Source organism: Domibacillus indicus, from assembly GCF_000970685.1.
Lineage (GTDB): Bacteria > Bacillota > Bacilli > Bacillales > Domibacillaceae > Domibacillus > Domibacillus indicus.
Genome location: NZ_LAJB01000007.1, coordinates 117,179 through 128,699, shown reverse-complemented (window position 1 = coordinate 128,699; position 11,521 = coordinate 117,179). Strand labels below are relative to the sequence as shown.

General features: G+C 44.7%; 11 protein-coding genes. All 11 read left to right on the top strand.

The features are described from left to right. Positions 1–81 precede the first annotated feature (81 nt). Positions 82–825, top strand: a complete 744-nt coding sequence (locus tag VP98_RS08760; protein ID WP_046175003.1) for a GntR family transcriptional regulator — start codon at positions 82–84, stop codon at positions 823–825. 27 nt (positions 826–852) lie between these two features. Beyond that, the gene (locus VP98_RS08755; RefSeq protein ID WP_046175002.1) at positions 853–1,941 is read left to right on the top strand and encodes a BMP family lipoprotein; all 1,089 of its coding nucleotides are present in this window, start codon (positions 853–855) and stop codon (positions 1,939–1,941) included. A 151-nt stretch (positions 1,942–2,092) separates the two neighbouring features. Beyond that, on the top strand, positions 2,093–3,619 hold the full coding sequence (locus VP98_RS08750) for an ABC transporter ATP-binding protein (protein WP_046175001.1): 1,527 nt from the start codon (positions 2,093–2,095) through the stop codon (positions 3,617–3,619). Continuing rightward, positions 3,612–4,658 (top strand): ABC transporter permease, encoded by a 1,047-nt coding sequence (locus VP98_RS08745; protein ID WP_046175000.1) that lies wholly within the window; start codon positions 3,612–3,614, stop codon positions 4,656–4,658. Before VP98_RS08750 ends, VP98_RS08745 begins: the two co-directional genes overlap by 8 nt. Next, entirely contained in the window at positions 4,659–5,618 is a 960-nt protein-coding gene (locus tag VP98_RS08740) for an ABC transporter permease (RefSeq protein WP_046174999.1), read from the top strand. Positions 5,619–6,076: 458 nt separating this feature from the next. Then, on the top strand, positions 6,077–7,354 hold the full coding sequence (gene yfmF, locus VP98_RS08735; RefSeq protein ID WP_046174998.1) for an EF-P 5-aminopentanol modification-associated protein YfmF: 1,278 nt from the start codon (positions 6,077–6,079) through the stop codon (positions 7,352–7,354). Next, entirely contained in the window at positions 7,354–8,649 is a 1,296-nt protein-coding gene (yfmH, locus tag VP98_RS08730) for an EF-P 5-aminopentanol modification-associated protein YfmH (RefSeq protein WP_046174997.1), read from the top strand. The genes yfmF and yfmH overlap by 1 nt, the downstream gene beginning before the upstream one ends. Positions 8,650–8,652: 3 nt before the next feature. Beyond that, complete coding sequence (gene ymfI, locus VP98_RS08725) at positions 8,653–9,375, top strand: elongation factor P 5-aminopentanone reductase (protein WP_046174996.1); 723 nt, start codon at positions 8,653–8,655, stop codon at positions 9,373–9,375. A 58-nt stretch (positions 9,376–9,433) separates the two neighbouring features. Continuing rightward, complete coding sequence (locus VP98_RS08720; protein ID WP_046174995.1) at positions 9,434–9,679, top strand: DUF3243 domain-containing protein; 246 nt, start codon at positions 9,434–9,436, stop codon at positions 9,677–9,679. A 139-nt stretch (positions 9,680–9,818) separates the two neighbouring features. After that, the gene (locus VP98_RS08715; protein WP_046174994.1) at positions 9,819–10,610 is read left to right on the top strand and encodes a DUF3388 domain-containing protein; all 792 of its coding nucleotides are present in this window, start codon (positions 9,819–9,821) and stop codon (positions 10,608–10,610) included. An 18-nt stretch (positions 10,611–10,628) separates the two neighbouring features. Continuing rightward, complete coding sequence (locus VP98_RS08710) at positions 10,629–11,516, top strand: helix-turn-helix domain-containing protein (protein WP_046174993.1); 888 nt, start codon at positions 10,629–10,631, stop codon at positions 11,514–11,516. Positions 11,517–11,521 lie beyond the last annotated feature (5 nt).

The window sequence follows — 11,521 nt, the reverse complement described above, 5'->3', positions numbered from 1 at the left end:
TATGTTAAATGAAATTAGCGTAAATGTTAAACCTCAGAGGTCTGATGTCTCATGCGAATGAAATGAAAAGGTGGTGACCCCATGTCCATTAAACAGGACAACCGGCATTTATACCTGCAAGTAATTGACCGGCTGAAAAAAGACATTGAAGAAGGAATTTATAAAGAAAAAGAGAAGCTTCCCTCCGAATTCGAACTTGCGAAACAGCTCGGTGTCAGCAGAGCAACACTTCGTGAAGCTCTGCGCATACTCGAAGAGGAAAACGTTATTATCAGGCGCCACGGTGTAGGCACTTTTGTTCATTCTAAACCATTATTTATGTCGGGAATTGAACAATTGATCAGTGTCACGGATATGATTATCAATGCGGGTATGGAACCGGGCACCATTTTTCTTTCATCCGCTGTAATTCAGGCGAGTGAGGAGGATGCACGCCAGCTGGCGTGTGCGCCAGACGCGGAACTGATGGTAATTGAACGGGTGCGGACTGCCAGCGGGGCGCCGGTAGTGTATTGTGTAGATAAAATACCAAAATCGCTGTTCCCTGGGCAGTTTGATGCAGGGCAGGAGTCCTTGTTTACTTTGTTTGATGAGCAGGGGGCACATCCTATTTCATACGCTGTGGCTGATATTAAGCCGTACGGGTGGCATGAAAAAGTATCGCCGATTCTTGAATGTGAACCCGAAACGGCCCTGCTTGCACTTAAACAGCTTCATTACACAGAAAAGGACCTTCCTGTTTTATACTCTGTAAATTACTTCCGCGCGGACAAGTTCAGCTTCCACGTATTGCGCAGACGTATGCAGGCCGGGCATTCACGTTAATTAAATTTTTTGAGGGGGCATAAACAAATGGAAAAACGTAAATTTGGTTTTGCAATGTCCATGGTTTTAGCAGCGGGCACGATTTTAGGCGCTTGCGGCGGTGGCGAGGAAGAAGCGACTGACAACGGCGGCGGAAGCGGAGAAAACACGGATAAATTTACCGTTGCAATGGTAACAGATGTCGGTGGTGTTGATGACAAGTCATTTAACCAATCTGCCTGGGAAGGATTGCAGGCTTTCGGTGAAGAAAACGGTCTTGAAAAAGGAACAGACGGCTACGACTATATCCAATCAAAAAGCGATGCTGACTATAAAACAAACTTGAATACAGCGGTACGTAACGAATTTGATTTAACATACGGAATTGGCTATAAGCTGAAGCCAGCTATTGAAGAAGTGGCAAAACAGCGTACAGAAAGTCAATTCGCGATTGTGGATGACGTTGTAGAAGGACTTGATAACGTAACAAGCATTACGTTTAAAGAGCATGAAGGCTCATTTCTTGTTGGAGTTGTAGCAGGATTGCAGACAAAATCTGATAAAATTGGATTTGTCGGCGGTATTGAAAGTGACTTGATCAATAAATTTGCAGGCGGGTTTGAAGCAGGAGTTAAAGCGGTTAACCCGGATGCAGACGTCACAATTGAATTCGCGGGTGCATTCGATAAAGCTGATAAAGGCCAGCAAATGGCATCAGCAATGTACTCTTCCGGAATTGATATTATTTACCACGCAGCAGGCGGCACAGGAAACGGTGTTTTTGCGGAAGCGAAAAGCATAAAAGAAACAGATCCGGAAAAAGAAGTCTGGGTTATCGGGGTTGACCGTGACCAGTCTGAAGAAGGAAAAGTAACAGTAGATGGCAAGGAAATGAACGTAACGTTAACGTCAATGGTAAAACGTGTTGATCTTGCTGTACAGGACGTTGCTAAAAAGGCGATGGATGGCGAATTCCCTGGCGGTGAGGTTATCGAATACGGCCTTGATGCAGAAGGCGTCAGCATCGCACCGACACAGGATAATTTAACAGAAGAATCAATTGCGGCCGTAGATGAATGGACAGAAAAAATCAAAAATGGTGAAGTAGAAGTACCAACTGTTCCAAGCGGCAAATAATTTAAACAGCCGAGTGCCGGTTTTGAAACCGGCACTTTTTTAAAGATGACGGGAGTACAGATCAGCTGTGCTGCCTTGATTTTTAAAATTTTTTGTTTATAAGGTCAGACATCCTACAGGAATACAAAATGCAGATAAAGGAGTGAGAAAAGTGGATTATGTGATCGAAATGCTGGGCATACGAAAAGAGTTTAATGGGTTTGTCGCGAATGATAATATTACGCTTCAGCTCGCCAGGGGTGAAATTCATGCTCTTCTTGGAGAAAATGGAGCCGGCAAGTCCACTTTAATGAACGTTTTATTCGGTCTTTACCAGCCGGAAGCGGGTGAGATCAAAGTTAACGGAAAACCCGTGCACATTACAAACCCAAATATAGCAAATGATCTTGGAATCGGTATGGTTCACCAGCATTTCATGCTCGTTGATACTTTTACGGTAACGGAAAATATTATCCTCGGCAATGAGCCGAAAAAGCTTGGAACAGTTAATTTAAAACAGGCCGAGCAAAAGGTGCGGGAGCTTTCCGAGCAATATGGGCTTGCGGTTGACCCATCGGCGAAAATTGCCGATATTTCTGTTGGTATGCAGCAGCGTGTAGAGATTTTAAAAACATTGTACCGCGGAGCGGAAATTCTTATTTTTGATGAACCGACAGCTGTTTTAACTCCGCAGGAAATTAAAGAATTAATTCAAATTATGCGCGCTCTTATTAAAGAAGGAAAATCGATCATTTTAATTACCCATAAGCTCAAAGAAATTATGGAAGTGTGTGACCGGGTCACCGTAATCCGTAAAGGAAAAGGAATTGGTACGGTGGATGTTTCGGAAACCAATCCGAACCATTTGGCAAGCCTGATGGTTGGCCGGGATGTTACGTTTACAACAGAAAAAACGGCTGCTGAGCCAAAACAAACCGTATTGGAAGTTCGTGGTCTTTCTGTAAATGATGCGCGCGGTGTTCAAGCCGTCCGGGACCTTGATCTGGAGGTACGGGCAGGAGAAATTGTCGGTATTTGCGGAGTTGACGGCAACGGCCAGTCAGAGCTTATCGAAGCGATTACCGGCCTTAGAAAGGTTTCGGCTGGAACCATTGAGCTAAATGGCAAAGAGATTACCTCTTTTAAGCCGCGAAAAGTCACAGAATCCGGAGTCGCTCATATTCCTCAGGACCGCCATAAGCATGGGTTGGTTTTAGATTACCCGATTGGTGCCAATATGGTGCTTCAGACTTACTATCAAAAGCCTTTTTCTAAATCGGGCATTATGAACTATAAAGAAGTATATAAAAAAGCAAATACACTAATTGAGGAATTTGATGTAAGGACTCCTTCTGAAACTACACTGGCGCGGGCGCTGTCAGGAGGAAACCAGCAAAAAGCAATTATCGGACGCGAAGTGGACCGGAATCCGGATTTATTGATTGCCGCCCAGCCGACTCGCGGATTGGACGTGGGAGCCATTGAATTTATTCATCGCCGCCTTATCGAACAGCGTGATAACGGAAAAGCTGTTTTGCTTCTTTCGTTTGAATTAGATGAAATCATGAACGTGTCGGACCGGATCGCTGTTATTTACGAAGGCCAAATTGTGGCGGTGGTTGATCCGAAAGAAACGACGGAACAGGAGCTTGGCCTGTTGATGGCCGGTTCAAAGAGAGGAGCGGGTGAACGTGTCTAAAAAATGGGCAGTACTAGCTGTTCCTGTCATTTCTGTTTTGCTTGGCCTTCTGGCTGGAGCGGTCATTATGCTTGTGAGTGGAAACAATCCTGCTGCAGGGTATATGGCGCTGTGGAATGGTGCCTTTGGCGATTCATTTTATGCCGGAGAAACACTGCGCCAAATGACGCCGTATATTTTTGCCGGCCTTGCTGTCGCATTTGCGTTTCGAACAGGCTTATTTAACATTGGAGTAGAAGGGCAGCTTTTAGTCGGCTGGCTTGCTTCCGTATGGGTAGGCGTTGCATTTGAACTGCCGAAAGTCATTCATTTGCCGCTCGCTGTTTTAGCAGGGGCAGCGGCAGGGGCGGTCTGGGGATTTATTCCGGGCTTTTTAAAAGCCCGTCTCCGCGTTCATGAAGTAATTGTTACCATTATGCTTAACTATACGGCTCTTCACGTGACCAACCATTTTATCCGGAATGTGATCAGCGACGGTTCTGATGCTACAGATGTGGTAAAGGAATCAGCCAGCCTCCGGTCGCCTTTTCTAGAAAACTTAACAGATTTTTCATCTCTTCATAACGGTATATTTTTAGCTGTAATTGCCGCCATTATTATGTGGTTCCTGCTTGAAAAAACAACTCTTGGCTATGAGCTTCGGGCTGTTGGATACAACCAGCATGCCTCGGAATACGCAGGAATGAATGTTAATCGGAATATAATTTTGTCTATGGTTATTTCCGGTGCTTTTGCAGGAATTGGCGGCTCCATGCAGGGTCTTGGGACATTTGGAAACATGTTTATCAATTCGGGCTTTTCAGGCATTGGTTTTGACGGAATTGCTGTTGCGCTTCTTGGCGGGAACACAGCGGTCGGCGTTGTGCTTGCGGCGTTGCTGTTTGGAGCGCTGAAGGTTGGCTCGTTAAATATGCCTGTTGAATCAGGGGTGCCTAATGAGCTCGTTGAAATTGTTATTGCTCTTATTATTTTCTTTGTTGCCTCAAGCTATATGATTACGTGGCTGTTAAGCCGCTTTAAAAAGAAGGAGGCGAAATAAGTGGATGCGTTAACGATTATTTCATTGATTGTTTCTTCATCCTTGTTTGCAGCCACGCCGCTTATTTTTACAGCGCTTGGCGGCGTGTTTTCTGAAAAATCAGGTGTTGTTAATATTGGCCTGGAAGGATTAATGATTATTGGAGCGTTTACTGCTATTGTATTTAACTTAACGTTCGTCGACACGTTTGGCAGCATGACGCCGTGGCTCGCTCTTTTGGCGGCCATGCTGGCAGGCGGCCTGTTATCACTTTTCCATGGTGTTGCATCTATTGCGTTCCGGGCGGATCAGGTGGTCAGCGGCGTGGCCATCAACTTTCTGGCGCTTGGACTGTCGCTTTTCCTTGTAAAATTACTGTATGACAAAGGCCAGACGGATATGATTGACAGCCGTTTTATTCGAAAGGATATTCCTTTTTTAAGCGATATCCCGGTTATTGGGGATATTTTCTTCAGCAGTATCGCCCGGCCGACTATTTGGGCATTTATCATTGCTTTTGTATCATGGTTTGTTTTATACAAAACACCGTTCGGCCTTCGCCTCCGGTCAGTAGGAGAGCATCCGATGGCAGCGGATACGATGGGTGTAAACGTTGCGAAAACCCGCTACATTGCCGTTTTTATTTCCGGGCTGCTTGGCGGGCTTGGAGGAGCAGTCTATGCCCAGTCCATTTCTCTTGATTTCAGCCATGCCACCATTACCGGACAGGGATTTATGGCACTTGCCGCTATGATTTTCGGTAAATGGCATCCGCTTGGCGCAATGGGAGCGGCGATTTTCTTTGGCTTCGCCCAGAGCCTCAGTATTGTTGGATCAAGTATTCCTTTTTTAGAAAATGTTCCAGCCGTTTATTTGCTTATCGCGCCTTACGTGCTGACCATTCTGGCTCTGGCCGGGTTTATTGGCCGTGCCGATGCCCCCAAAGCGTCAGGTATGCCGTATATTAAGGGAAGCAGGTAAAAGGGACCGCGCTCTCTGCTGAATTGAATTCCTGAGACTGCCGACAAAGTCGGCAGTCTTTTTATTTAAAGTCCCATAGTTGAAACGAACAGGCGGCGTTTCGGGCAAGCCTGCCGCCGTTTTAAATTTTATATAAAAAGCAAATCAATGAAAAATAAGTTTGTTTATATTCTGAGGAATTCCACTTCGTGTGGATTCCTTTTTGCTGAGTAAATTCATGGAGATGCAAAGTAGCAAGAAAAGCCCCTATAAAGAAAAACAAAGGAGAAAGAGAGTAAAAATCTGTTCTTTTTCTCATACTGTTTTTAAAATGCATTTGCTTTTACATGTATATCTTGCCCGAAAACTTCATTATATATAAGGTTTTTATTTCCTTTAAGACGTTATATTTCCTATGGGAAGATCGTGAAGATATACTAGAATGAGGTAAGCAGCCGCAGGATTAGAGGAGGAATACGATGGAAACAACACGTGAACAGACGTTCAATAAACCTGGATATACTATTCATGTTATTGAAACAGAAAAATACAAAACAAATACAATTATGGTTAAAATGAGAGCGCCGCTTGAAAAAGAAACGGTGACGATGCGTGCATTGCTGCCGCATGTTCTTCAATCTGGAACGGAAAATGCGCCGTCCGCTGCTGCTTTTCGGGCTGCATTGGATGAACTGTACGGAGCCCTGTTTTTTGCGGATTCTGCCAAGAAAGGTAACGAACATGTACTTACTTTTACAATGGAAGCAGCCAATGAAAATTATCTGCATGGAGAAAATAATCTATTTGACCGGTCATTGTCCCTTCTATCGGATGTTTTATTCCGCCCGAAGTTAAAAGAAGGATCTTTTCCGGAAAAAACAGTGCGTCAGGAGAAAAGAAGCCTCCAACAGCGAATCCGGTCTATTTATGACGATAAAACACGCTATGCATCGCTTAAACTTGTGGAAGAAATGTATCGAGATGATCCATACGCTCTTCCTGCGGGCGGTGTGCTGGAAAAAGTAGAGCCCATTGATTCAGCATCTTTATATGCGTACTACCAAAGGGCACTGTCAGAAGATATCATTGATATTTTTGTGGTTGGTGATTTAAAAGCAGAGGAAGCGGTTGAAAAAATCGGCAGGTATCTTCCTTTTTCCGACCGTTCTGCTGCCGCTGTAGAAACAAAAACAGGGAAAAGCCCCGAGCAAGTCCGGGTTATTCAGGAAACACAGGATATTAATCAAGGGAAGCTAAATATCGGCTGCCGCACAACGATTACGTACACGGATCCCCAGTTTCCGGCCATGCAGGTATGCAACGGAATTTTGGGCGCATTTGCCCATTCAAAATTATTTATGAATGTCCGCGAGAAAGAAAGCCTGGCGTATTATGCGGCAAGCCGCCTGGACAGTCATAAGGGCTTTGTGGTCATGCTTGCCGGTATCGACCAGAAAAACTACGATAAAACAGTTCAAATTATGAATGAACAGCTTGATGAAGTGAAAAGTGGGAATATTTCAGATCTTGAAATGAACCAGACAAAAGCCCTTTTAAAAAATCAGCTCCAGGAATCGGCAGACACAGCGCGCGGTATGGTGGAAGTGCTCTATCACAATATTTCATCGGGTACAAGCCGCCCAATCGAGCAATGGCTGAAAGATATTGATGCTGTGACAAAAGAGCAGGCGTCTGCCGCCGCTCAAACCATAACGGTTGATACAGTGTACTTTTTGTCGGGCAAGGAGGAAAAGTAATGAAAAAAACGGTTTTTGAGCAAATGAATGAAACGGTTTATCATGAGCAGCTGGATAATGGGCTGAACGTTTATATTTTGCCGAAAAAAGGCTTTAATAAAACATATGTAACATTCACGACAAACTATGGCTCCATTGACAATGAATTTATTCCGAATGGAGAATCAGATTTTATCCATGTACCGGACGGCATCGCTCATTTTTTAGAGCATAAAATGTTTGAAAAAGAAGAAGGAGATATCTTTCAAAAATTTAGCAGCCAGGGTGCATCAGCCAATGCATTCACTTCTTTTACACGAACCGCTTATTTATTTTCAGCCACTTCGAATATAAAAGAAAATACAGAAACACTGCTTGATTTTGTTCAGGAGCCTTATTTTACTGAACAGACGGTTGAAAAAGAAAAAGGCATTATTGGCCAGGAAATTCGAATGTATGATGATAATCCGGATTGGCGGGTTTATTTCGGATTGATTGAAAACTTATATGAGAATCATCCGGTGAAAATTGATATTGCGGGCACGGTTGAATCGATTGCCGATATTACGAAAGATCATTTATACACATGCTATAACACATTTTACCACCCGGTGAATATGACCTTATTTATTGTTGGGCCGGTGGATTCTGATGAAATAATGCAGTTCGTAAAAGAAAACCAATCGAAAAAATCATTTCCAGAACCTGTTCCAGTAGAACGCCGCTTTCCTGAAGAGCCGGAAAAAGCAGGGCGAACGCACCATGAAATTCATATGAGTGTGAATACGCCAAAATGCGAAGTGGGCTTTAAAATGCCGTCTTCAGGCCGGGCGGGAGCGGATAAGCTGCGTGAAGAACTGGCGGCCAGTCTCTTACTCGAAATGTTATTTGGCAAAACGGCCAAGTTTTACGAAAAAGCGTATGAGTCGGGATTAATTGACGATACGTTTGGTTTTGACTACACAGCAGAGCGCGGCTTTAATTTTGCGCTGGTGGGCGGAGATACCGAAAATCCCGAGCAGTTAGGAGAGCGTATTCGCACGCAGCTTCTCGATGCCAGGGAAGGAAGCCACTTAACAGAAGAGGCGTTTGAACGTGCACGCAAGAAAAAAATCGGCACAACACTGCGTGCATTTAATTCTCCCGAGTTTATCGCCAATCAGTTCACACGCTACCAGTTTAACGAGATGGATTTATTTGAAATAGTCCCTATCCTTGAAAAAATGACGCTTCAGGATGTAACAAACTTTGCAAAGGAAATGATTGAGGAAAAACGTTTTTCTTCTTGTTTCGTTCTGCCAAAAGAGACGGCATAACGGATGAAGAAAACAGCGCTAATCACAGGTGCTTCAGGCGGCATTGGCCGCGCCGTCGCGTTAAAGATGGCAAAAGCGGGCTGGGATATTATCGTTCACTACAGCCATAATGACAAAGCAGGCGCTGAAACAGCAAAAGCAGTCCGGGGCACCGGAGGGGAAGCTTTGCTTGTTCAAGCGGATTTAACAGACCGGCAGCAGGTCCAGAGGCTTATTGATGCATCCAGATCCGCTTCAGCTCTTATTTTTGCGGCAGGAATGAGTCAGTATGGCATGCTGCAGGATGTATCAGACGAAGAAATGGAGGAGCTCTGGCTTGTTCATGTGAAAGCGCCGATGATTTTGTCAAGAGAGCTGCTGCCGGCTCTGCTGGCAAACCGGCATAGTTCTATTACGTTTATTTCCTCTATTTGGGGAGAAACCGGCGCTTCCTGCGAATCCGTTTATTCAGCCGTAAAAGGGGCGCAGATAGCTTTTGCCAAAGCGCTTGCTAAAGAGCTGGGCCCTTCAGGTGTTCGAGTCAATACCATTGCTCCTGGCGCTGTTGATACCTCTATGAATGCTGGATTTTTGGAAGAAGAGCGGCAGGAGATGGCGGATAATATCCCGCTTGGCCGCTTTGCTTTGCCGGACGAAATAGCCGCCGCTGTGTTATTTTTAACGTCGGATGAAGCCGGATATATTACCGGGCACACTTTGTCGGTAAACGGTGGATGGTACGCATAATTTCGCACATTGGGTACACAATAAGAGGGATTCTTACTTGAAAAGGAGGAGACCTTAAATGTCTGTACTCGACAACTGGCAGGAGTGGAAACGGTTTTTAGGAAACAAAATGGATAATGCTGAGCATCGTGGGATGCCTGGAGGAGCAATCGAAAAGCTGGCGTATGAAATCGGTGATTATTTATACGCAAACGTAGACCCAAAAAACGAACAAGAGCGTGTTTTGGCAGATTTATGGTCCGTTGCAAGTGAATCTGAACAAAAAGCAATAGCTTCATGCATGATGAAACTCGTGCAAAAATAATGCAGGCATAACCCTTTTCGGCTGTTTCAGGCCGGGGAGGGTTTTCTTTTTACTTCTGCTTTAAAAAATACATATTATCCTTTATTATAGTAAAAGGATCACTAGTTGAACGATGGGCACGCCGCACTGGAGGAATACAATGTTGAAAAGAGAATATTACCTTGAATACAAAATTAAAAAAAACCGCCCTGGCCTGCTCGGTGATATTTCATCTTTGCTTGGCATGCTGTCAATTAACATTGTGACAATTAACGGCGTGCATGATAAAAGCCGCGGCTTGCTAATGCGGGCAGAAAGTGAAGATCAGATAAAGCGCCTTGAATCGATTTTGAAAACCATGGATACTATTGAAGTTGTTAAGCTGCGTGAACCGAAACTGCGCGATAAAATGGCTGTTCGGCATGGCCGCTATATCGAGAGGGATGAGGATGACCGGAAAACATTTCGTTTTGTACGGAGTGAGCTTGGACTTCTAGTTGATTTTATGGCAGAATTGTACAAAATGGATGGCCATCGATTAATCGGCATTCGCGGCATGCCGCGGGTCGGTAAAACAGAATCAATTGTTGCCGCAAGTGTTTGTGCAAACAAAAGGTGGCTGTTTTTGTCATCAACCATGATTAAGCAAACTGTCCGCGAACAGCTGCTGCGCAATGAGTACAGCCCAAAGAATATCTTTATAATGGATGGTGTTATTTCCGCTAACCGTGCTGGGGAGAAGCATTGGCAGCTTATTCGCGAAGTGATGCAGCTTCCGGCCGTGAAGGTTGTAGAGCATCCAGACGTTTTCGCAGAAAACAGCCATTATTCAATTGATGATTTTGATTACATTATTGAGCTCCGCAATGAACCGAATGAAGAGATTACGTATGAGGCGGTTGAAAAAAATACGATGTTTCAGGACTCGGAATTCGGCGGGTTTAACTTTTAGTATTGGAAGGTGTTATGGGTGACAGAGTTAGGGAAAAAATTAAAGGAAGCTCGCGAATCAAAAGGAATGTCATTGTCAGACGTTCAAGAATCAACAAAGATTCAAAAGCGGTATCTTCAAGGCATTGAAGAAGGAAATTATGACATTATGCCGGGCAAGTTTTATGTCAGGGCGTTTATTAAGCAATATGCAGAGGCGGTCGGGCTAAACGCTGAAGAGCTGTTTGAGGAGTTTAAAAGCGAGGTGCCGTCTTCTAAAGAGGATGAAGTGCCGCTTCGCCCAACAGCATCAGCCAGCAGCCAGAAAACAAGGGTAGATGCGTCCAAGCCTGTCCGCGAGTCTTCTAAATTGCTAGATTATTTGCCGAAAATTTTAGTAACAGCTTTTATTATTGGTGCTGTTGCCCTGGTTTATTTTTTAATTCCGAAAAGCGGTTCTGAAAGTGACCCGGCTGTAGAGGAAGAGGTGCAAGTCGAGGAACCGGCGACAGAGGAACCGGCAACAGAAAAGCCGGCTGTAGAAGAAACACCTGCTCCTGAAAAAGACCCGGCTGTAGAAGAAAAACCGGAACCTGCCGCGCCTGCCCAGGCACTTACGGCAGTTTCAACAAGTGGACGCCAGACTGTTTATGAGCTTTCAGGCGCGCAGGCGTTTGAAGTGTCGGTTGCTTCAAAAGGCGAGACATGGATTGAAATTACAGACGGCAGCGGCAAAAGTTATTTCAGCGGCATGCTTGCCAACGGCCAGACCCAAACACACAATATGACAGGCCAAAAAGAAGCGAAGATTAAAGTTGGTTTTGCCCCTGATACTGTTATTACGGTGAATGGTGAAACACTTGCCTATAAGCTGCCAGCGGATGGGCAAGTGCTGCAGGACATAATCATTCGCCCAAAAGCACAATAACGGCC

Excerpts from the sequence above, each read along its gene's own strand:
- yfmH (WP_046174997.1), top strand. The coding sequence starts at position 7,354 with ATGAAAAAAACGGTTTTTGAGCAAATGAATGAAACGGTTTATCATGAG.
- VP98_RS08760 (WP_046175003.1), top strand. The coding sequence starts at position 82 with ATGTCCATTAAACAGGACAACCGGCATTTATACCTGCAAGTAATTGAC.
- VP98_RS08720 (WP_046174995.1), top strand. The coding sequence starts at position 9,434 with ATGTCTGTACTCGACAACTGGCAGGAGTGGAAACGGTTTTTAGGAAAC.
- VP98_RS08755 (WP_046175002.1), top strand. The coding sequence starts at position 853 with ATGGAAAAACGTAAATTTGGTTTTGCAATGTCCATGGTTTTAGCAGCG.
- ymfI (WP_046174996.1), top strand. The coding sequence starts at position 8,653 with ATGAAGAAAACAGCGCTAATCACAGGTGCTTCAGGCGGCATTGGCCGC.
- VP98_RS08715 (WP_046174994.1), top strand. The coding sequence starts at position 9,819 with ATGTTGAAAAGAGAATATTACCTTGAATACAAAATTAAAAAAAACCGC.
- yfmF (WP_046174998.1), top strand. The coding sequence starts at position 6,077 with ATGGAAACAACACGTGAACAGACGTTCAATAAACCTGGATATACTATT.